Source organism: Streptomyces koelreuteriae, from assembly GCF_018604545.1.
In the GTDB taxonomy this organism is placed as follows: domain Bacteria; phylum Actinomycetota; class Actinomycetes; order Streptomycetales; family Streptomycetaceae; genus Streptomyces; species Streptomyces koelreuteriae.
On sequence record NZ_CP075896.1, the window covers coordinates 224,318 to 245,708 of the forward strand.

Genomic DNA, 21,391 nt, shown 5'->3' on the forward strand with positions numbered 1-21,391 from the left:
CTCCCGGTCGCCTCACAGGAGCCAGCATGCCGAGGTTCGCAGCGAACCTGTCCATGATGTATCCCGAGCACGACTTCCCCGACCGCTTCGCCGCGGCCTCGGCGGACGGCTTCAACGCCGTCGAATATCTCTTCCCCTACGCCTACGACAGCACGGAGTTGCGGCTCCGGCTCGACGACCACGGCCTCGCGCAGGTGCTCTTCAACGCGCCTCCCGGGGCCTGGGAGTCCGGAGAGCGCGGGATCGCGGCGCTGCCCGGGCGCGAGGCCGAGTTCCGCTCCGGGATCGCCCGGGCGCTCGAGTACGCCGCCGCACTGGACTGCCCGCGGCTGCACGTGATGGCGGGTCTCGTGCCGCCGGACTTGACTCCGAAGGAGCGGGCCGAGCACCGCGACACCTACCTGGCCAATCTGGAATGGGCGGCGGAGCAGGCCGCCGGGTCGGAGGTCGACATCCTGGTGGAGCCGATCAACGGCCGCGACATGCCGGGCTACTTCCTGTCCCGGCAGGCGGAGGCCCACGCGGTGGTACGGGAGGTGGGCGCCCCCAATCTCAAGGTCCAACTCGACCTGTACCACTGCCAGATCGTCGAAGGCGATCTCACGACGACGCTGCGCCGCGACCTGCCGACCGGCCGGGTCGGTCATCTGCAGATCGCCGGTGTGCCGGACCGTCACGAGCCGGACAGCGGCGAGCTCGACATCCGGCATCTGTTCGGCGTCGTCGACGACCTGGGCTTCGACGGGTGGATCGGCTGCGAGTACATCCCCCGGGCCGGCACGAGCGAGGGCCTCGGCTGGCTGAACCACTACCGAGGAGACAGCGCATGAGGATCGTCATCACGGGCGGCTTCGGCTTTCTGGGACGCGAGATCACCGACACCCTGCTGAGGTCCCGGACGCTCGGTGGTGCGCCGATCGACCGACTGGTGCTCACCGACCGCTTCGTTCCGGCCGAGGCTCCGCAGGCGGCCGATCCCCTGGTGGAGGTCGTACGGGGCGACCTGGTCGAGTGTCTCGACGAGGTGTTCGCGGAGCCGGTGGACGTGCTGATCCACCTCGCCGCCGCCGTCTCGGCCGAGTGCGAGGCCGACTTCGACCTCGGGATGAGCGCCAACCTGGACACCACCCGAGCCCTCCTCGAAGCCGCCCGGGCCCAGTCGGCCTCCGGGGGGCCGACGCCGCGCCTGGTGTTCTCCAGCAGCGTCGCGGTCTACGGTTCCGACCCGGTACTGCCGCTCCCGCCGGTGGTCAGCGAGTCGACCCTGCCCACGCCCCGGTCGAGCTACGGGATCCAGAAGCTCGTCTGCGAGCAGCTCGTCGCGGACTACACGCGCCGGGGCTTCATCGACGGGCGCGTGGCCCGGCTGATGACCGTGTCCGTACGCCCCGGCAAGCCGAACGCCGCCGCCTCCGGCTTTCTGTCGGGCATTGTCCGCGAGCCGCTCGCGGGCCTCCCCGCGATCTGCCCCGTACGCCCCGACCTGCGGGTGGCCCTGGCGTCACCGCGGCGCACGGTCGAGGGCATCCTCCGCATCGCCGAAGCCGAGCGCGGCAGCGGGGAGGGCAGGCTCGACGGCGGGCTGCCCGTCAACCTCCCCGCCCTCACGGTCACGGTCGCCGAGATGCTGGCAACGCTGCGGCGCGTGGCAGGCGACGCCGCGGCCGATCTGGTGACCGTCGCGCCCGATCCCGACATCGAGGCCGTCGTGGGGTCGTGGCCCTCCGTCTTCGACAACACGCGCGCCGCCGCGCTCGGACTGGGGCCCGATCCGAGCTTCGAATCGGTGGTGCGGGACTATCTCGCCGACCACCCCGAAGCGGTCCTGGTCAAGGCGTAGTGGACAGCGGGACGACCAGACCCGGCCTATAGACTGAAAACCATGTTTTCCAAGGTAAGCGGTCCCGTCCGGCTCGCGGATCAGGTCGCCGCGACCCTCTCGGAGGAGATCGAGTCGGGGCGGCTGGCCGAGGGCGACCGACTGCCGACCGAGGTCGAGCTGGTCAGGCAGTTGGGCGTCAGCCGCACGGTGGTGCGCGAGGCCCTGTCGCGGCTGCGCAACGCGGGTCTGATCGAACCGCGCCAGGGCATCGGTGTGTTCGTCCTGCCGCGGCGCACCCGGCCGCTCGACCTGGAGGCCGCCGACACCAAGGCGAAGGTGCTCCAGATCGTGGAGGTGCGCCGTGCCATGGAGGGTGAGGCGGCCCATATCGCGGCCACCCGGGCCACGCCCCTCGACCTGGCGCGGATGCGTCAGGCCCTGGACGCGATCGACTCGGCGGTGGCGGCCGGTGGCGACGGCGTGGACGAGGACCTCGCCTTCCACCGGTCCATCGCCGAGTCGACCGGGAACACGGTGATGGTCTCGACCCTGCGGTACCTGGGCGATGTGTCGCGCAGCGGTATCCGCGTCACACGGGCGAACGAGGCACGCCGGAACGACTTCATCGAAGCCGTCCGGGCGGAGCACCACGCCATCCTCGCCGCCATCGAGGCCCGCGACCCCGAGGCGGCGCGCACGGCCGCACGCCTCCACATGAACCACGCCGCCGCCCGCCTCCAGGACGCGGACGACGGTTTCTGGACCGACGCCGAGGACATCGAGGTGGATCTCGACGCCGCTCCCTGACGTGCTCGTACGGCCGGTGGGCCGGGTCAGGGGGCTTCGTGGCCGGAGATGCCGCGGAGGATCTCCTCGGTGTGCTGTCCCAGCAGGGGCGGCGGCAGCAGGTACCGGGCGGGTGTCGCGCTCAGTGCGACAGGGTGCGCGACCTGGCGGGAGGGCCGGTCTCCTTCAGTGCCGGAGGCGTCGGCGGGGAGGTCGACGATGCCCGGGAGGCCGAGTTCGTGGGCGAAGCCGAACGCCTCGTCCAGGTTGTTGACCGGGCCGGCCGGTACTCCGGCGGCCAGCAGGACCGCCGACCAGTGGTCCGCGCCGTCGGTGCTCAGCAGCCGGGTGAGGATCTCCTTCAGTTCGGTGCGGTGGGCGACGCGGTCGGCGTTGGTCCGGAAGCGGTCGTCGAGGGCTAGACCGGGTTCGCCGGCGACCTCGGCGAGGGCCGCGAACTGCTTGTCGTTGCCCACGGCGAGGGCGAGCGGACGGTCGGCGGTCGGGAAGGTCTCGTAGGGGGCGATGCTCGGATGGGCGTTGCCCATCCGGCCCGGGACCACGCCGGCGACGGCGAACGCCGAGGCCTGGTTGACCATGGCCGACAGCAGGGAGCTGAGCAGGTTCACCTCCACGAGCTGCCCCTCGCCGGTGGTGTCCCGGTGCCGGAGGGCGGCGAGGATGCCGAGCGAGGCGTGCAGCCCGGTGATCACGTCCACGAGGGCCACACCGGCCTTCACCGGCTCCCCGTGCGCCTCCCCGGTCACGCTCATCAGGCCTCCGGCGGCCTGTACGAGCAGGTCGTATCCGGGGATCGACGCGCCCGGGCCGCTGCCGAAGCCGCTGATCGAGCAGTAGATCAGCTCCGGGCGCCGGGCACGGAGTTCGTCGTGGCCGAGGCCCAGCCGCTCCATCGTGCCGGGCCGGAAGTTCTCCACGACCACGTCGCACTCGGCGACCAGGGCCCGCGCCTGTTCGCGGCCGGTGTCCGTGGCCAGGTCCAGGGTGACCGACCTCTTGTTCCGGTTCACGCTCAGGTAGTAGGTCGACGTACCGTCGTGGTCCGCCGGAGGCCGCCAGGCCCGGGTGTCGTCCCCGGTGCCCGGCCGCTCGATCTTGACCACGTCGGCGCCCAGGTCGGCGAGGAGCATGGTGGCGTAGGGTCCCGCGAGAACCCGGGAGAAGTCGGCGATGCGCACGCCACCCAGTGCGCCCCGTCCGTCCGGCCTGTTGTCCTGGGTGCTCACGCACCCTCCTCTCTGGTCATCCCGCCCGGCCATGCGGAGCGGGTTGCCCGGCCCTGCCCGTGACTACGATCGGAGGCCTGTGAGCAGACCACCGACGCCTGTGAGAGAGCAAGTTTCCTGATGGACCTGGCCACCCGCCGACGCCGAACCGCGCTGTTCCTCTTCTTTCTCATACCCGGCCTGTCGATCTCCTCGTGGGTCACCCGGACGCCCGACATCCGGGACCAACTCGATGTCTCGACGGCGCAGATGGGCATCGTCCTGTTCGGGCTGTCCGTCGGCTCGATGATCGGCATTCTCGGTTCGGGAACGCTCGTGGCGAGGTTCGGCACCCGGCCCGTCATGGGCGTCGCGACGGTGCTGATCATCGCGAGCATGGCCGTCATCGGCGGCGGGACGATGCTCTCCTCCGCCCCCGCGACCACCGCCGGGCTGTTCCTCTTCGGGGCCGGTATGGGCGGTGGGGAGGTGGCGATCAACATCGACGGTGCCGATGTCGAGCGGATCACGGGGCGGACGGTCCTGCCCACGCTCCATGGGTTCTTCAGCCTGGGCACCGTCGTGGGGGCCGCGTTCGGCATTCTGTGCACCGCTGTCTCCTGGCCTGTGCAGTGGCATCTGACCGGTATGGCCGCCGTCACGGCGGTCATGTTCGCCTACGCCTTCCGCGCCATTCCCCACGCCGTCGGCAAGACCCGGGGCGACGGCGGCTCACGGCCCGACGCGGGGGCCGCGCCGGCCGAGTCGCGGGTCTGGAAGGACCCGCGACTGCTGCTGATCGGCGGTGTCATCCTGGCCATGGCACTGGCGGAGGGTTCCGCCAACGACTGGCTGCCCCTGCTCATGGTGGACGGCCACGGCATGGACCCCGCCCTGGGGTCGGCCGTCTACACGGGCTTCGCCGCCGCCATGACGATCGGCCGTTTCGCGGGCGGACTCCTCATCGACCGGATCGGCCGCGCCCCCGTCGTCCGGGCCAGTGCCGTCTGCGCGACGCTGGGCATCTCCGTCGTCGTCTTCGCCGACTCGGCCGTCCTCGCGGGGGCCGCCGTTCTTCTCTGGGGCCTGGGAGCCTCGCTCGGCTTCCCGGTCACCCTCTCGGCGGCCGGTGACTCCGGGCCCGACTCGGCCGCGCGCGTCAGCCTGGTGGCGATGATCGGCTACGTCGCGTTCCTCGTCGGGCCCCCGTGTCTCGGTTTCCTCGGCGAGCACTACGGGCTGCGCGTCGCCATGGTCGTCGTCCTCGCCTTCACCGCCGTGGCGATCGTCCTCGCGCCCGCCGTCGGCAAACGCTCCACCACGGCCTCACCGGCCACCGAGCCGGCGGCACGGCCGTGAGCGCGTGAAGGCGGCGGGCCTCACCGGTCCTGTGACAGGGAGAGGAGTTCCGCGAAGAGCCCTCCGGCGTTCGCCAGTTCCTCGTACGTGCCCTGCTCGATGACCCGGCCCTGGTCCATGACGAGGATGCGGTCGGCGAGCCTGGTGTTCTCGAGTTGGTGGGTGACGACGATCGTCATGCGCTCGGCGGCGACGCGCTTGATCTCCAGGAAGATGGCGTGCTCACCACGGGCGTCCATCTGCGAGGTCGGTTCGTCCAGGATCAGCAGCGGGGTCCGCCGGTAGAGGACGCGGCCGCACGCGAGGCGCTGCCACTGCCCGCCGGACAACTCGGCGCCGCCCCACAGCTCCTTGGCGAGCAGGGTGTCGAGCCCCTCGGGCAGTTTCTCGATCGCCTCGCGCATGCCGACGGCGTCGACGACGTCCCACACCGGTGCGTCGTCGTCCGTCCGAGGCTGGCCCAGGGTGATGTTCTCCCGGGCACGCAGGGGCCAGCAGGCGAAGTTCTGCGGGACGAGCGCGGTGCGGTCCCACACGGCGTCCTGATCGGCCTGGGCGAGGTCGATGTCGTCCCACAGGACACGGCCCTTGTCGGCGAGCAGGATGCCGGTGATGAGCTTCGTCAGAGTCGACTTGCCCGAGCCGTTCTCGCCCACGACGGCCAGGATCTCGCCGCGGCGCAGCGTGAGCGACACTCCCGCGACGGCGGGTTCCTCCTTGCCCGGGTAGTGGTACACGACCTCGTCGAGGCGGATCTGGTCCACGCGTTCCGGGATCGTCGATTCCCCGCGCCTGGGGGCGCGTTCCCGCGCCAGGTCGAGGAAGGAGCGCATGTCGGCGAGGTAGAGCGAGGTGTGGAACAGGGCGGCGCCGTGGATGACGAACTGGGACAGGGCGGCCAGTGTGGTCTGGACGGCGATCACAGCGGTGGCCGCGACGGGCAGGGCGATCCGGCCGGTGGCGGCCAGCCAGGCGAGGGTGGACCAGGTGCACAGCAGGAAGATGCCGCCCAGGGCGCCGGCGCCCAGGGTGATGTGCAGCATGCGCGGCGCGGCGGTCAGGGTGCGCTGGTCGATCCGGTCGGACAGGGCGCGGTACCAGTAGGTGAGGTAGCCGGTCATGCCGTTGGCGCGGACCTCGTCGCCGAAGCGGGAGTAGGTGGCCCACCAGCGCATCATGGAACGCACGTTGCGGTCGGCGAGGTTGAGGTAGTGGGTCTCGTAGTCGACGCGTGCGGACAGGACGGCTCCGGCGCCTGCCGGGAGAACGGCCAGCAGGAGCAGCGGAAGCAGCAGCGGGTGCAGGGTCGTGACCACGCCGCTCGCGGCCATCATGCGGATCAGGGCGGACATGAACCGCTGGGCGTCCTGCACCATCAGCCGGGTGCGGGTGACGCCGATCTCGGCGGCCTCCTGCCGGTCGGCGAATCCGTCCTCGCCGTAGGCGCTCGACTCCACGCGGCACACGGCGGTCACGAGCGCGATGTCCGCCTCGGTCATCAGCAGCGGGGTGATCCTGCCGTCGGCGTACGCGGCCAGGGCGCTGCTGACGCGGCCGATGGCGGCGGCCACCGTCACGACGATCAGGGCGGGCAGCGCGGCGTGCAGGCGTTCGGACACGGTGCCGGTGCCGAGGATGTGGGTCATGGCCTGTGCGGTGAAGGCCAGGACGACGGCGGCCGCGGTGCCGGTGAGCAACTGGCAGGCCAGAAGCAGCACGACACCGGGCCTGTCGACGGCCCACGCCATCCGGGCGGTGTGTACGAGGACGGACGGCAGTCGTCGGCACATCGCGGTGAAACCGGCGTCTGCCAGCGGGTTCTTGCCGAACTTGCCCTCGAAGTTGATGGTGGCCGGTGGTGGAGGGGGCGGCGTCTTCGCTTCGTCGGTCGAGGTGTCAGTCACAGTCACCTGCATCCCTCCTCAGGGTCGATGCCGCGCCTGGGTGGCTCGGCGGTGCACGGCATAACGACCCGGACCGGGAATCGAACGCGAGCGATTCCGGACGCGTACGGCCCCGGACGCGGCAAGGGCTCGGACGCGTGAACGCCGCGCTGAAGCCGCCGTCGGGCGGCCGGAGTTGTCCGAAACACCGGTGTCTGAAACGCGAGTGACGGATGGGGTTCGAGGATTTCCGTCGTGTGTCTCAGGGCTCCCGTGACGGGGATCAGCGAAGCGCGTCGACCGCGTACAGGACGCCGAGCGCCGTCGCCAGAGTGCCGAGGACGAGGCGGAGCAGGGGCTCGGGCAGGCGGGGCTGGAGGCGGGCTCCGAGGTAGCCGCCGAGGAGGCCCCCGAGGCCGCAGGACAGGCCGAGGAACCAGTCGGGGGCGATGCTGCCGCTGTGGGCCAGGGACAGCAGGGCGTAGGTGCAGGCGCCGATCAGCGAGGTGGCGAAGGTGGAGGCGAGTGCGGCCGGGGCGACCTTGGAGACGGGGACACCGCGTCCGACCAGGACGGGGCCGAGGATCGAGCCGCCGCCGATGCCGTAGATGCCGCCCACCACGCCGACCACGAGGGCAAAGGAGGTGACCGTCCGGGGCGACGGCTCGGGCCGCCGGATCTCGCGGGGCGCGGGGCGCAGGGTCCGGGTGATGAGCCAGACGCCGAGCGGCAGCATCAGCGCGGCGACCAGGAGGCGGAAGACGCCCGGGCCCGGAAGGGCGAACACCCGGATGACCGCGCCGAGGACGACCCCGGGCAGGGTGCCCAGCACCAGGCGGCGGACGAGCGGTCCCGCCAGGGCGCCGTCGCGTCGGTAGCGCAGCAGGGCGCCGGGGCCCGCCACCACGTTGTAGAGCAGGTTCGTGGGCGTGACAGCCGGGTCGGGCACGGCGAAGACGCTGAGCTGCACCGGAAGCAGGAACACCGCCCCGGAGACGCCGACCGGCGCGGTCACCACGGCTATGAGCATCCCGGCCGCGAGGCCTGCCGCCCCCAGTTCCCACGCCACCCGATGCCCCCGTGCTGCCTGTCCCGCCCGGCTTTCCGGCGACAGCGTAGATCGCGAACCCTCCGCCGCCCGGTTCCAGGGCGCTGAAACCGTCGTGAAACCGCGCTGAATGCGCCCTGCCGCAAGCTCTGCGGCATGACGACAACGACATTGCACTCACTCGCCATCGCGGCCCAGGGGCTGCGCAAGGCCTTCGGGGACAAGACGGTCCTCGACGGCATCGATCTGGCGGTGCCGGCCGGCACGGTCTTCTCCCTGCTCGGGCCGAACGGCGCCGGCAAGACCACCGCCGTCAAGATCCTCTCCACCCTCATCACCGCAGACGCGGGTGAGCTGCGGGTCGGCGGACACGACCTCGCCACCGCCCCGCAGGCCGTGCGGGCCGCGATCGGCGTCACCGGGCAGTTCTCCGCCGTCGACGGGCTGATCACCGGCGAGGAGAACATGCTCCTCATGGCGGACCTGCACCATCTGCCCAGGCAGGAGGGGCGGCGGGTGGCCGCCGAACTGCTGGGGCGCTTCGACCTCGCCGACGCCGCGAAGAAGCCGGCCTCCACCTACTCCGGGGGCATGAAGCGCCGCCTCGACCTCGCCATGACCCTGGTCGGGAACCCGCGCATCATCTTCCTCGACGAGCCCACCACCGGCCTCGACCCCCGCTCCCGCCACAACATGTGGGGCATCATCCGCGAGCTGGTCTCGGACGGGGCGACCGTCTTCCTCACCACCCAGTACCTGGAAGAGGCCGACGAACTCGCCGACCGCATCGCGGTGTTGCACGACGGCACGATCGCCGCCGAGGGCAGCGCCGAGGAACTGAAGCGGCTCATCCCCGGCGGGCATGTGCGGCTGCGCTTCACCGATCCGGAGGCCTACCGGTCGGCCGCCTCCGCGCTGCGCGAGGTCACCCGCGACGACGAGGCCCTCGCCCTGCAGATCCCGAGCGACGGCAGCCAGCGCGAGCTGCGCTCCATCCTCGACTGGCTCGACACGGCCGGCGTCGAGGCCGACGAGCTCACCGTGCACACCCCGGACCTCGACGACGTGTTCTTCGCCCTGACCAGCACCACCACCGGCCCCACCAACGTCCCCAACCAGCCCAAGGAGAACGTCCGATGAGCTCCCTCGCCCTCGCCGTGCGCGACTCGTCCACGATGCTGCGCCGCAACCTGCTGCACGCCCGCCGCTATCCGTCGATGACGCTGAACCTGCTGCTCACTCCGATCATGCTGCTCCTGCTCTTCGTCTACATCTTCGGCGACGTGATGAGCGCGGGCATCGGCGGCAGCGGCGCCGACCGCTCCGACTACATCGCCTACATCGTCCCGGGCCTGCTGATGATGACCATCGGCTCCACCGTGATCGGGGCCGCGATCGCCGTCTCGATGGACATGACCGAGGGCCTCATCGCCCGCTTCCGGACGATGTCCATCTACCGGGGCTCCCTGCTCATCGGGCACGTCGTCGGCAGTGTGCTGCAGGTGATGGCCAGCCTGGTCCTCGTCGGTGCCGTCGCGGTGGCCATCGGGTTCCGCTCCACGGACGCCACGATCCTGGAATGGGTCGCGGCGGTGGGACTGCTGGCCCTGTTCTCCCTCGCCCTCACCTGGATCGCGGTCGGCATGGGCATGGCCAGCCCGAACCCCGAGGCGGCCAGCAACATGGCCATGCCGCTGATCCTGCTCCCGCTCATCTCCAGCGCCTTCATCCCGGCCGACACCATGCCGGGCTGGTTCCAGCCGATCGCCGAGTACCAGCCCTTCACCCCCGCCATCGAAACCCTGCGCGGTCTGCTCCTCGGCACCGAGATCGGCAACAACGGCTGGATCGCCGTCGCCTGGTGCGTCGGCCTGAGCGCCCTCGGCTACCGCTGGTCGACGGCACAGTTCAACCGCGACCCGAAGTAGAAGCGACCGCCATGACGGCGCGGGCCGCATCCCGCAACTCGTTCCGCTCCAGGGCGGCGTACTCCGACACCGCGTCGGCGTAGGCCGCCCTGTCGGCTTTCTCGGCCGCCTGCCGGGCCCGGGCCGCCGACATCGTCGGCTGGTAGTCGCGCAGCACCCGCAGCCGTTCGGCCAGCGCGATCATCCGTACGGCGGAGGCGTCGCCGGACACGAGCCCCGCCATGCCGAGGGCGTGCAGCACCGTCCCGTACCGAAGCTCCATGGGCGAGCCGGCCGGACCGTCGAGCATGGTCCGCAGCTCCTGCCGCAGCCCGTCGACCACCTCCGCGACCGGCTCGAGACGGCCGACGTGCGCGTGCGCCGTCACCGCCGCCGACTGGATCTGCAGCACCCACCGGTCGAGGAAGGGATCGCCGCTGTGCATCGGGCCGGCCTCGGCCATCCCCTCCACGGCACTGCGCCACAGGCCGAGACCGACCTCCGTCAGCCCGCGGGCGAGCGCGATCTCGGCGCGCCCGCCGAGGCCGGGGCTGTGGAAGTCGTCCTGCAGCTGGGCGTTGTGACCCTCCGCCTGCCGCAGCCAGTACTCGGCCTCGTCGGGGTCGCCGCGGTGCAGGCAGGCGAGGACGAGGCCACTGCGTATCCCGAGGGAGTCGTGCTCGTCACCGAGGCGCGGCAGCGCCTCCAGTGCCGCCTTGAGATGCTCGTACGCGGCGTCGCCCCGCTCCGTCCTCAGGCACAGCTCGCCGAGTCGTGCGTGGCCTATGACCTGGAGGAACGGGTTGTCGACCGGCGCGAGTGCGGCGATGATCCGGCGGGCAGAGGCGTGCGCGCGATCGATGTCGTGTTCGTACTCCCAGACGTAGGTGGCGACGCACTCGGCGATGCCGGCGAGCAGCGGCTGTTCGCTGTCGCAGAGCTGTCGCAGCACCTCGTAGTCGGGAGGCCGCATCTCGGGGACCGCGCCCAGCACCACCGCGATGGCGCGCACCAGGGTGTCCGGCGGGGCCGGGGGCAGCCGCCGGAGGGTGACGAGCTGGCGTACGACGTGCGGGCCGTAGCCCATGAACAGGGTCGCCGTGGACAACACCGCGGCGGAGCGGGCGACTTCGACGTACTCGGGCTCGGGGTGGTAGTGCGACAGGGGCGGACCGGTGTCCGCGGCGAGGGTGGTGAGGCGGGTGAAGTTGGAGCCGGTGGACCACAGGGCGGTGAGGACCGCGGTGAGGGCGGCGATGGTGGGGCCGTCCGTACGGGCCAGGGCGTGCCGCAGGGCCGACACGAGGTTGTCCTGCTCGGCCCTGATCCGCTCCCAGGCGGACAGTGGTCCCGAGCCGAAGAACCAGTCGTGGTGCGCGACCCCGAAGTCCCGCGCCCAGACGAGGAACCGGCGGACGGCCTCCTCGTCCTCGCCCGCCTCCGCGCGCCGGGCCGCGCTGAACTCCCGTACGGTCTCCAGCATCCGGAACCGCACACCGGCCGGGGTGTCGGCGACGGTGAGCAGCGACTGATCGGCCAGCTGCTCCAGCAGGAACAGCGCGTCCTCGCCGAGGACCTGGTCCGCCGCCTCGCCCGTGAAGCCGCCGGGGAAGACGGACAGCAGGCGCAGCGCCGCCCTGGCCTCCTCGTCGAGGAGGTTCCAGCTCCAGTCCACGACGGCGTGCAGCGTGCGGTGCCGCTCCGGCACGCTGCGCACCCCGCCGCGCAGCAGCGCGAACCGGTCGCCGAGGCGGCGGGCGATGTCCGGCACCGACAGCACCCGTACCCGCGCCGCGGCCAGCTCCACGGCGAGCGGCAGCCCGTCGAGCTGGCGGCACAGTTCGGCCACCGCGTCCGGCGGCAGGTGCACGCCGGGCCGGGCGGCGCGGGCCCGCTGGGTGAACAGCTCGACCGAGGTGGCGAGGCCCAGCTCCGGCAGCGCGTACACGGCCTCCGATGTCAGGCCGAGGGGCGCCCGGCTGGTGACGAGGACCCGCAGGTCCTTCGAGGCGGAGACCAGGGCCTGGACGAGGTCGGCGGCGCCCCGGACGATCTGCTCGCAGTTGTCCAGCACCAGCAGGGCGGGGCCGGGGCCGAGTACGCCGAGGATGCCGGAGACGGGGTCGTGGCCGCTCAGGGCGGCACCGGGCCGCCCTTCGCCGGCGCCGAGCGCGGAGGCCACCTCGGCGGTCACGTCCGCGTCCGCGGTGACACCGGCGAGCGGCACGAAGTACACCACGCGCTGCTCGGCCCGGCGGCTGACGGCGTGCGCGAGCCGGGTCTTGCCGAGACCGCCGGGCCCGGCGACGGTGACGGCGCGGGAGGCGCTCAGCAGCCGCTCCACCGCCGCGATGTCCTCGTCCCGGCCGAGGAGCGGGTTCGGCTCGTGCGGCACGCCGTGTCTGACCGCGGGCGCCTCCCCGCGCAGCAGCTCCCGCTGTACGGCCTTGAGTCCGGCGCCGGGGTCCGTACCGAGTTCGTCGCGCAGCTCGCGGCGGTAGGCCTCGTACCGCGTGAGCGCGGCGGACGGGCCGGCCGTCGCGGCTTCGGCGCGCAGGAGTTCGGCGAGGACTTCCTCGTCGCGCGGACGCTCGGAGGCCACGGCGGCCAGCGGCCCGGCGGCCTCCGCGTGCCGGCCCAGCCGGGCGAGCGCGAGCGCCCGCGCGCGGACGAGGGTGGCGCGCACGGGGGCGCGGTCGGTGCGCAGCGCGGCCACGGGGTCGTCGCTGTCGCCGCCCTGGTCCGCGGTCCCCTCCCACAGTGCGAGCCCGGCCTCGGCGGCGGCCAGCGATCCGGCGTGGTCCCCGGCCCTGGCCCGGTCCGCGCCGGCGGCGGCGTGCCGCAGCAGGGCGGAGCTGTCGACCTGGTCCTCGGCGAGGGTGAGCCGGTATCCGGTCGGCGTGCCGGCGATGACGTCGGCGCCCAGCTGGGCCCGCGCCCGGGACACGAGGACCTGCAGCGCCTTTCCCGGCCGCTCCGGCAACGCGTCGGGCCAGAGCCCCGCCACGAGCCGTTCGGTGCTGCAGCCGGTGCGCAAGTCGCCCGCGAGCAGCGCGAGGAGGCCCCGGAGCCGGGGCGCGGTGACCTCCTGTCCCCGGTAGGAGACACGCGGCAGCAGGGTCAGGTCGGTGGTCACCCGTGCAGATTAGCCAAGGCCCGGCCGCCGCGACCCCGGCCTCGGCGGCGGAGCGGCACGCTACGCCGCCCGGTCCGTCGCGCGGGAGGCGAGCAGGGCGCGCACGGCCTGGACCGCGGCCCCCGTCAGGGAGGGGTCGGAGCCGCGTCGGGCGAGGGCGCTGAGCCGGACCGGCGGGACCGCGGGCAGACCTCGGTACGGGGCGAGGCCGTCGGGGTGCTGTCCGCCGGGGACGGCGAGCAGTGCGGCGCCGAGCCCGGCGCGGGCCGCGTCGAGGACGCCCGCGAGGTATCCGGCCTCGGCGACCACGGTGGCCGGCATCCGGCGGGCGGCCAGTTCGGTGAGGGCGCGACGGCGGATGACGCACGGCGCGTTGACCGCGACCAGGGGAAGCTGGCCGGTGGCGGGCGGCTGCCAGCCCGGGGCGGCGTACCAGCGCAGCGGGAGGTCTCCCACGGAGGTGCCCTCGGTGGCGGTCGCCTCGGTGACGTAGACGGCGAGGTCGAGCTCACCGCGTTCGACCGCCTCGGTCAGCCGCGCCGAACGGTCGATCCGTACCCGCACCTCGGCGTCCGGGCGGACCTCGCGGACGGCGTCGGTGAGTGCCGGGAGGATCTGGTCGGCGCCGTGTTCGGTGGCGCCGATGACGACGGTCGCGGCCGTCGCGCCCTCCTCGCCCAGGAGGCGCTGGACGGCGGCGTCGTGCGCCCCGAGGATCAGCCGTGCCTCTTCCAGGAGTTGGGCGCCGAGGGCGGTGAACCGGGTCTTGCGGCCGTCGCGTTCCACGACGGGATGTCCGAGGGACTTCTCCAGGCGTCGTACGTGCTGGCTGACGGCGGACTGGCTGAGGGAGAGTTCCGCGGCAGCCCGGTGGAAGCCGCCGTAGTCGGCGACGGCGATGAGGCTGCGCAGTGCCACGATGTCCAGAACCGGCCGCATGACCGCAGGTTAGCAGCCATCGATGACGGATCCTGATCGGTTCTGATGGCGAATCGTCGTTGGACGTCGGTCTCTTGCCTCGTGCATGCTGAGCGCATGCTGCGTTCAGCCCTCGCGACGGCCCACCGGCCGCGCGCCCACCGCGTCGGACCCCGGCCGTCGGCCACCGGGTCGGCGGCGCGCTGCGGCGCGGGTGCCTGGCTGACGCAGCGGCGCGTGGTCGACTTCGGCCGCAGCGGCGCCATGCGCTGTCGCTGACCCCTTTCGCGCCCCTTCTCGAGCGCGCGCCCCCTTCGAGCGCCCACCTGCGAGCGCGCCCCCGCTTCGCCGTTCGGACCATGCCGCGCCCGCCGCGCGTGCTCCGTACCGCCGTGCACCGCCTCCCCCTCCCGCCCACCGCACCGCCACGCCCTGCCCGGGCGTCGCCGCTGTCGATGAATCGAGTCGCCATGAGCTCTTCTCAGCCTGTCCACTCCTGGGACGAACCCGAAGGAAGCGCCCCGCGCGGCACCCTGATCCTGCTCCCCGGCCGGGGTGAACACGGCGGTGTGTACGAGCGGTTCGGCCGCCGTATCGCCGCCGACGGGTACCGCGTCCGGGCCCTCGGGGACGCCGCCCTTGACCCGGTCGCCGTCCTCGACTCCGCGGCCAAGCTGCTGCGCGACGAGACGCTGCCCGGTCCGCGGGTGCTGGTCGGCTCCGACACCGGCGCGTCGTACGCCGCGACGCTGGCCGCCCGCGACACCCCCGGCCTGGACGCGCTGATCCTCGCCGGCCTGCCGACGGCCACCGACACGGGCACCACGGCACCTGACTGGGAAGGCGAACTGGAACAGCGCACCGCCTGCCCCACGCACCGGGGCCGGCTGACCTCCGACACCGCCTTCCGGCGTGGTGCCCTGGAGGAGCCCGCGGCACTGGAACTGCCCGCGCTGGACCGGATCTCCCTGCCCGTGCTCGGTCTGCACGGCGCCGAGGACGGCATCAGCCCCCTCGACGAGGCCCGACGCGTCTACAGCGCGCTCCCGGAAGCGGAACTGGTGAGCCTGGCCGGGACCCGGCACGACGTCCTCAACGACCTCACCCACCGCACCGCCGCCGCCACCGTCGTGCTCTTCCTGGAGCGGCTGCGGCTCTCCCCCGACCTGGCGCCCATCGCCGTCGCCGAGGACATCGCATGACCGCGTTCGAGACCCTCCCCGTGCTGACCACCGCCGCCGGACTGGACCTCCTCGCACGCACCGCTGATCCGGCCCCGGTCGTCCTCGACGTGCGGTGGCGGCTCGGCGATCCGCACGGACGCGAGCACTATCTCAGGGAGCACATTCCCGGCGCCCTCTACGTCGACCTCGACACCGAGCTCGCCGCTCCCGCGACACCGGAGGGCGGCCGTCATCCGCTGCCGGACCGGGAGTCGCTGCAGGCCGCGGCGCGCCGCTGGGGGCTGACCGCCGGGCGTCCGGTGGTGGTCTACGACGACAACGGCAACACCGCGGCCGCCCGCGCCTGGTGGCTGCTGCGCTGGGCCGGGGTCGAGCAGGTGCTCCTGCTGGACGGGGCCCTGGACGCCTGGCGCGCGGCGGGGCTGCCGACGGCGAGCGGCGAGCCGGAGACGCCGGCGCCCGGCGACATCGTGCTCAAGCCGGGGCAGCTGCCCGTCCTGGACGCGGACGGGGCGGCCGAAGTCGCCCGTGGCGGGGTCCTGCTGGACGCACGGGCCGCCGAGCGGTACCGGGGCGAGGTCGAGCCGGTCGACCCGCGCGCCGGGCACATCCCCGGCGCCCGCTCCGCCCCGACGGGCGACAACCTGGCGGCGGACGGCACCTTCCGCTCCGCCGAGGACCTCGCCCTGCGCTTCACCGCGCTGGGCGCCGACGACGCGACCGAGGTCGGTGTCTACTGCGGCTCCGGCGTCACGGCCGCCCACACCGTCGCGGCCCTGGCCCACGCCGGCATCCCGGCCGCCCTCTACGCCGGCTCCTGGTCCGCCTGGTCCGCCGACCCCACACGCCCCGCGGCACAGGGAGAACAGCCGGGCTGACCCTCTGCCCCCGTCCCCTCAACGAGAGGCCCCTCATGCCCTCCCCGCACTCCACCGTGTCCGAACCCTCCCTGCCCACACACGGGTCCGCACCACCGACGACATCCACCGCGCGGGAAGCCGCGGCGGCAGACGGACCGGAGCAGCCGCCTCGCCCCACCGCCACGGAGAAGGTCCGCCCCGGCGCCCCGCGCAAGCAGTCCCGCCCTCGGTCCCGCTCCCGTTTCCGTGTACCGCGTGGTGTGCGCCGGGCCTCCGGGCCCCTGGGGCTGGTGCTGGTCTGGTTCCTGGCCAGCGCCACGGGCGTACTGCCCGAGTCGGTACTGGCCTCCCCCGTCGACGTCGTCCGGCGGGCCGGTGACCTGATCGGCACCGGTGAACTGCCGCAGGCCATCGCCGCGTCCGGCCGCCGCGCCGCGACCGGGTTCCTCATCGGTGCGACCGTCGCGCTGGCGCTGTCGCTCACCGCGGGGCTGTTCCGGCTGGGCGAGGACGTCATCGACGCGTCGATGGGCATGTTCCGGGCCATCCCGTGGGTGGGTCTCATCCCGCTGTTCATCGTCTGGTTCGGCATCGACGAGACCCCGAAGATCGCGCTGGTCGCGCTCGGCGTCACCTACCCGCTCTACTTCAACATCTACGGCGGTATCCGATCGGCCGACTCCCAGCTCATCGAGGCCGGACGGATGGCGGGGCTCGGCCGGATCGGTCTGGTCCGGTACGTGATCCTGCCGTCCGCGCTGCCCGGTGCCCTGGTCGGCCTGCGCTACGCGCTGTCCACGGCCTGGCTCGCGCTGGTCTTCGCCGAGCAGGTCAACGCCGACGCCGGCATCGGCTATCTGATGAGCAACGCCCAGCAGTACTTCCAGACCGACGTCATCGTCCTGTGCCTCGCCGTCTACGCGGTGCTGGGGCTGCTGTGCGACTTCGCCGTACGGCTGCTGTCGCGGCGGCTGCTGGCCTGGCGGGCCTCGTTCGACGGCGAAGGGGCGTGAGGGAGCGATGAGCACGACTGCGAGTACGACGGTGGGCACCCAGGTGGAGGTACGCGGCCTGAGCCGCGCCTTCGACGACAAGACCGTCATCGACGACCTCGATCTGACCATCCGCCGGGGCGAGTTCGTCGCCCTGCTCGGACACAGCGGCTGCGGCAAGTCGACCCTGCTGAAGATCCTCGCCGGGCTGGACAGCGAGACCGAGGGCGAGGTGACCGTGCCCGAACGCCGCTCGGTGGCCTTCCAGTCGCCGCGGCTGATGCCCTGGCTGCGGGTGTGGCGCAACGTCGTGCTCGGGCTGCCCCGCTCCAAGGACCGGCAGCTCGCCGAGCGCTATCTCGCCGAGGTCGGCATCGAGGAGTACGCGGGCAGCTGGCCCAAGACCCTCTCCGGCGGCCAGGCCCAGCGCGTATCGCTGGCCCGGGCGCTGGTCCGCGAGCCCGAACTGCTCCTGCTCGACGAGCCGTTCGGCGCCCTGGACGCCCTCACCCGCGGCCGGGCGCAACGGCTGGTGGCCGACCTGTGGCAGCGGCACGGCTGCTCGGTGCTGCTGGTCACCCACGACGTGGAGGAGGCGCTGCTGCTGGCCGACCGGGTCCTGGTGATGGACGGCGGGCGCATCGCCCACGAGGCCGAGGTCGGCCTGGAACGGCCCCGTGCGCTCGGCTCCCCCGACTTCGTACGGCTGCGCGGCGAACTGCTGCACCGGCTCGGCGTCCACGACGCCTCGGCGCCTCGCGAAGAGGCCACGACAGAAACGGCATCCACCTCATGATCCGCACGACCACCCGCCGCGCCCTCGGCGCCGCGCTCTCCCTGACCGCCCTGCTCGCCACCACCGCCTGCGGCGGCAGCGGTGCGGCCGCCTCCGGCGGAAGCGACTCCGGGACGCTCGTCATCGGCGACCAGGCCAAGAACCTGCAGACCCTCTTCAACGCCTCCGGGGCCCTCAAGGGGACGTCGTACAAGGTCAAATGGGCCGAGTTCGAGGGGGCCGCGCCGCTCTTCCAGGCCGTGCAGGCCGGGGCCGCCGACACCTCCTACGCCGCCGATCTGCCCACGCTCCAGGCGCTGTCCGGGGGTGTGCCGGTGAAGGCGGTGGGCGCGCTGCGCAACGACGGCACGCACACCGGGATCGTGGTCCGGGGGAACTCGTCGGTGAAGAGCGTCAAGGACCTCAAGGGCAAGAAGGTCGTGGTCTCCTCCGCCAAGGGGTCCATCGCCGAGTACCTGCTCGCGCATGTGCTGCAGCGGGCCGGGCTGAAGTACTCCGACGTCAAGGTGCAGTACCTGCTGCCGACGGACGCGCAGGCCGCGTTCACGTCCGGCAAGATCGAGGCGTGGGCGACCTTCGGGGTCTACAAGGCCGTCGCCGAGCAGCAGGGCGGCCGGCTCCTGGTCAACGGCGCCGACGGGCGGGTGAGCGGCTACGGCTTCATCGGCGCCTCCGAGAAGGCCCTGGCCGACAAGACCAAGAAGGCCGCCATCGCCGACTATCTGCGCCGTCTGGACAAGGCCCTGGCCTGGTCGCGCAAGCACCCGGACGACTACGCCAAGGCCATCCAGCGCAACAACGGGGCCTCTCCCGCGATCGCGAAGACACTGGTGAGCCAGTCCAACGGCGAGCTGCTGCCGGTCGGTTCACAGGTGGTCGAGTCCGTGCAGAAGGTCGGCGACACCATGCACGGCATCGGTGTCCTCACCCCGAACCCGACCGTCGCCGACCACGTCGACTCCAGCCTCGTCAAGGAATGAGCCCCGCCATGCCCGTCGAGTTCATCAGCGCCGTCCACCCCAACCCCGCCACCGAGGGCGACCCCACCGCGGGCACGGGCATCGACGTCGACTACGCCCGCCGCTACGCCCGCGCCCTGGACGACGGCGGCTTCGACTACACCCTCGTCACCTACCACTCGGCCTCGCCCGACGCGCTGCAACTGGCGCAGTTCGTCGCGAACCACACCGAGCGCATCAAGCCCGTCCTCGCCCACCGCCCCGGCGTGATCTTCCCGACCCACGCGGCCCGGGCCCTGGCCACCCTGGACCGGATCAGCAAGGGCCGTCTGGCGGTGCACATCATCTCCGGCGGCAACGACGAGGAGCAGCGCCGCGAGGGCGACTACCTGAACAAGAGCGAGCGGTACGCGCGTTCCGACGAGTACATCCGGATCCTGCGCGAGGTGTGGGCGGCCGACGGGCCCGTCTCGCACGAGGGCCCGTACTACCGCTTCGAGGGCTTCCGCTCCGATGTCACCCCGTACCACGGCACCATCCCCCTCTCGGTGGGCGGCTCCTCGGAGGACGCCTACCGGGTGGGCGGGCAGCAGGGCGACATCTTCGGGCTGTGGGGCGAGCCGCTGAAGGAGACCGCCGAACAGATCGCGGCCGTCAACAAGTACGCCGACGCCGCCGGCCGGCCCCACCCGCGCATCTGGGTGTCCTTCCGCCCGATCATCGCGCCCACCGACGAGCTGGCCTGGGAGAAGGCGCACCGCATCCTCGGCACGATCACCACGAACCACGAGGAGCGGGCCAAGCGGCGCCACTACCCGGCCCGCGGCCAGGGCACCCCGGCCAATGTCGGTTCGCAGCGGCTGCTGGCCGTCGCCGAACGCGGCGAGGTCCACGACCGCTGCCTGTGGACCGCGCCCGCCACGGCCACCAACGCCGCCGGCGCCTCCACCGCGCTGGTCGGCTCCCCCGAGACGGTCGCCAAGGCGCTGCTCGACTACGTCGACATCGGCTGCGAGCTGCTGTCCATGCGTGGCTACGACCCGCTCAACGACGCGATCGACTACGCCCGCCACGTCCTTCCACTGGTCCGCCAGGAGCTGAAGCACCGCGCCTCCTCGGGGGCGGCCGCATGAGCCGGGACGCTCCGGCCGCCCGGCTCCTCACCGCGCTCCGCCGCGAGCTGCCCGAGGGCACGCTCAGTGTCGGCTCCGAGGCCACCGCGCCGTACGCCGCCGACCGCTCGGGCAGCCGCCCGGACGGGGAGCCGCTGGCGGTCGTGCACGCCACCCGCGCCGAGCACGTCCGGACCGCGCTGCGGCACGCGCACGAGCTGCGGGTGCCGGTCGTACCGCGCGGGGCGGGCACCGGACTGTCCGGCGGGGCGAACGCGGGGGCGGGCAGTGTCGTCGTCGACCTGTCGCGGATGAACCGGATCGTCGAGCTCAACCCCGAGGAACAGACCGCCGTCGTGGAGCCGGGCGTCATCACCGCCGAACTGGACCGTGCGGCGGGCGAGTTCGGACTGCGCTACGCGCCCGACCCGGCGAGCGCTGCGATCTCCACGGTGGGCGGCAACATCGCGACCAACGCGGGCGGGCTGCGCTGCGCCAAGTACGGGGTGACCCGGGACGCCGTGCTCGGGCTCGACGCGGTGCTCGCCGGCGGGACGCTGATCCGGACCGGCCGGCGCACCGTCAAGGGCGTCACCGGCTACGACCTGACGGCGCTGCTCACCGGCTCCGAGGGCACCCTCGGCGTGATCACCGCCGCGACGCTGCGGCTGCGGCCGGTACCGGAGTCGACCGCCACCGTCGCCGCGTACTTCGACACCTTCGCCGAGGGCGCCGAGGCCGTGTCCGAGCTCACCGCCGCCCGTGTCGAGCCCGTGATGGCCGAGCTGCTGGACGGTCCGGTCCTGGCGGCCGTGGACGCCGCCCAGGGCACCGATCTGCGCTCGCGCGGCGGTGCGCTGCTGCTTCTGCAGTGCGACGGGCGGGCCGCGGAAGCGGAGGCCGAGGAGGCGGTACGGCTGCTGCGGAAGCGTGCGGCGTCCGTCGAGACCACCACCGACCCGGTGGAGGCGGACCGGCTTCTCACCGCCCGCAGGCTCGTCCTGCCCTCCCTGGAACGCATCGGCCGGGTGCTGATCGAGGACATCGCGGTGCCACGGGCTCAACTGGCGACAGCGGTCCGGGAGATCGCGGCCGTCGCCGAGCGCCACGACGTACGGATCTTCACCTTCGCCCACGCCGCCGACGGCAATCTCCACCCCATCCTCGTCCTCGACCCCGACTCCCCCGACATTCCGGAGGCGGCCTGGAAGGCGGCGAGCGACATCTTCGCCACCGCGCTGCGCCTGGGCGGCACGCTCACCGGCGAGCACGGGGTGGGGACGCTCAAGCGGCGCTGGCTCGCCGAGGAGCTCGGCGCCGAGCAGCACGCGCTGCAGCGGCGTGTGAAGGCGGCGTTCGACCCGCACCACGTCCTCAACCCCGGCAAGGCCCTCTGACCTCCC

The 21,391-nt window shown here is 72.8% G+C and carries 19 protein-coding genes; 14 read left to right on the forward strand and 5 right to left on the reverse strand.

Translation table 11 applies throughout. The features are described 5' to 3' along the window. Positions 1-26 precede the first annotated feature (26 nt). The 3 genes from otnI to KJK29_RS00995 are packed head-to-tail and all read left to right on the forward strand — an operon-like array spanning position 27 to position 2,629. Positions 27-830, forward strand: a complete 804-nt coding sequence (gene otnI, locus KJK29_RS00985; RefSeq protein WP_215116666.1) for a 2-oxo-tetronate isomerase — start codon at positions 27-29, stop codon at positions 828-830. After that, complete coding sequence (denD, locus tag KJK29_RS00990; RefSeq protein WP_215116667.1) at positions 827-1,840, forward strand: D-erythronate dehydrogenase; 1,014 nt, start codon at positions 827-829, stop codon at positions 1,838-1,840. The genes otnI and denD overlap by 4 nt, the downstream gene beginning before the upstream one ends. Positions 1,841-1,882: 42 nt before the next feature. Further along, positions 1,883-2,629, forward strand: a complete 747-nt coding sequence (locus tag KJK29_RS00995) for a FadR/GntR family transcriptional regulator (protein WP_215116668.1) — start codon at positions 1,883-1,885, stop codon at positions 2,627-2,629. 26 nt (positions 2,630-2,655) lie between these two features. Here KJK29_RS00995 and KJK29_RS01000 read toward each other — a convergent pair whose 3' ends face one another. After that, positions 2,656-3,855 carry a CaiB/BaiF CoA transferase family protein gene (locus KJK29_RS01000; RefSeq protein ID WP_251057665.1) on the reverse strand — a complete coding sequence of 400 codons (1,200 nt, stop codon included), beginning with the start codon at positions 3,853-3,855 and terminating at the stop codon, positions 2,656-2,658. A 120-nt stretch (positions 3,856-3,975) separates the two neighbouring features. Here KJK29_RS01000 and KJK29_RS01005 point away from each other — a divergent pair, with 120 nt between their 5' ends. Next, positions 3,976-5,193, forward strand: coding sequence for an MFS transporter (locus tag KJK29_RS01005; RefSeq protein ID WP_215116670.1), 1,218 nt, complete (start codon positions 3,976-3,978; stop codon positions 5,191-5,193). Positions 5,194-5,213: 20 nt separating this feature from the next. Here the strand turns inward: KJK29_RS01005 and KJK29_RS01010 are convergent, their stop codons facing one another. Both KJK29_RS01010 and KJK29_RS01015 read right to left on the reverse strand, forming a co-directional pair. Beyond that, a complete protein-coding gene (locus KJK29_RS01010) occupies positions 5,214-7,103 on the reverse strand; it encodes an ATP-binding cassette domain-containing protein (RefSeq protein ID WP_370869110.1) in 1,890 nt (629 codons plus the stop codon). A 256-nt stretch (positions 7,104-7,359) separates the two neighbouring features. After that, positions 7,360-8,106 (reverse strand): sulfite exporter TauE/SafE family protein, encoded by a 747-nt coding sequence (locus KJK29_RS01015; RefSeq protein WP_215124099.1) that lies wholly within the window; start codon positions 8,104-8,106, stop codon positions 7,360-7,362. A gap of 174 nt (positions 8,107-8,280) precedes the next feature. Here KJK29_RS01015 and KJK29_RS01020 point away from each other — a divergent pair, with 174 nt between their 5' ends. Then, entirely contained in the window at positions 8,281-9,264 is a 984-nt protein-coding gene (locus KJK29_RS01020) for an ATP-binding cassette domain-containing protein (RefSeq protein WP_215116672.1), read from the forward strand. Further along, entirely contained in the window at positions 9,261-10,052 is a 792-nt protein-coding gene (locus KJK29_RS01025; protein WP_215116673.1) for an ABC transporter permease, read from the forward strand. Before KJK29_RS01020 ends, KJK29_RS01025 begins: the two co-directional genes overlap by 4 nt. Here the strand turns inward: KJK29_RS01025 and KJK29_RS01030 are convergent. Both KJK29_RS01030 and KJK29_RS01035 read right to left on the reverse strand, forming a co-directional pair. Then, a complete protein-coding gene (locus KJK29_RS01030) occupies positions 10,033-13,167 on the reverse strand; it encodes an ATP-binding protein (protein WP_215116674.1) in 3,135 nt (1,044 codons plus the stop codon). The two genes, KJK29_RS01025 and KJK29_RS01030, sit on opposite strands and share 20 nt — an antisense overlap. Before the next feature lie 60 nt (positions 13,168-13,227). Further along, on the reverse strand, positions 13,228-14,106 hold the full coding sequence (locus KJK29_RS01035; protein ID WP_215116675.1) for a LysR family transcriptional regulator: 879 nt from the start codon (positions 14,104-14,106) through the stop codon (positions 13,228-13,230). Positions 14,107-14,202: 96 nt separating this feature from the next. Here KJK29_RS01035 and KJK29_RS01040 point away from each other — a divergent pair, with 96 nt between their 5' ends. The 8 genes from KJK29_RS01040 (at position 14,203) to KJK29_RS01075 (ending at position 21,385) form a co-directional block, all read left to right on the forward strand. Further along, positions 14,203-14,364 carry a hypothetical protein gene (locus KJK29_RS01040; protein ID WP_215116676.1) on the forward strand — a complete coding sequence of 54 codons (162 nt, stop codon included), beginning with the start codon at positions 14,203-14,205 and terminating at the stop codon, positions 14,362-14,364. A 191-nt stretch (positions 14,365-14,555) separates the two neighbouring features. Then, positions 14,556-15,287: an alpha/beta hydrolase gene (locus KJK29_RS01045; protein ID WP_215116677.1), complete on the forward strand. Its 732-nt coding sequence runs from the start codon at positions 14,556-14,558 to the stop codon at positions 15,285-15,287. Further along, complete coding sequence (locus tag KJK29_RS01050; RefSeq protein WP_215116678.1) at positions 15,284-16,147, forward strand: sulfurtransferase; 864 nt, start codon at positions 15,284-15,286, stop codon at positions 16,145-16,147. Before KJK29_RS01045 ends, KJK29_RS01050 begins: the two co-directional genes overlap by 4 nt. A gap of 35 nt (positions 16,148-16,182) precedes the next feature. Beyond that, the gene (locus tag KJK29_RS01055) at positions 16,183-17,142 is read left to right on the forward strand and encodes an ABC transporter permease (RefSeq protein WP_215116679.1); all 960 of its coding nucleotides are present in this window, start codon (positions 16,183-16,185) and stop codon (positions 17,140-17,142) included. Positions 17,143-17,149: 7 nt separating this feature from the next. Further along, complete coding sequence (locus KJK29_RS01060; protein ID WP_251057666.1) at positions 17,150-17,917, forward strand: ABC transporter ATP-binding protein; 768 nt, start codon at positions 17,150-17,152, stop codon at positions 17,915-17,917. Further along, positions 17,914-18,897 (forward strand): ABC transporter substrate-binding protein, encoded by a 984-nt coding sequence (locus tag KJK29_RS01065; protein WP_215116680.1) that lies wholly within the window; start codon positions 17,914-17,916, stop codon positions 18,895-18,897. Before KJK29_RS01060 ends, KJK29_RS01065 begins: the two co-directional genes overlap by 4 nt. Positions 18,898-18,905: 8 nt before the next feature. Further along, a complete protein-coding gene (locus tag KJK29_RS01070; RefSeq protein WP_215116681.1) occupies positions 18,906-20,009 on the forward strand; it encodes an LLM class flavin-dependent oxidoreductase in 1,104 nt (367 codons plus the stop codon). Next, complete coding sequence (locus KJK29_RS01075; protein WP_215116682.1) at positions 20,006-21,385, forward strand: FAD-binding oxidoreductase; 1,380 nt, start codon at positions 20,006-20,008, stop codon at positions 21,383-21,385. Before KJK29_RS01070 ends, KJK29_RS01075 begins: the two co-directional genes overlap by 4 nt. Positions 21,386-21,391: the final 6 nt, after the last annotated feature.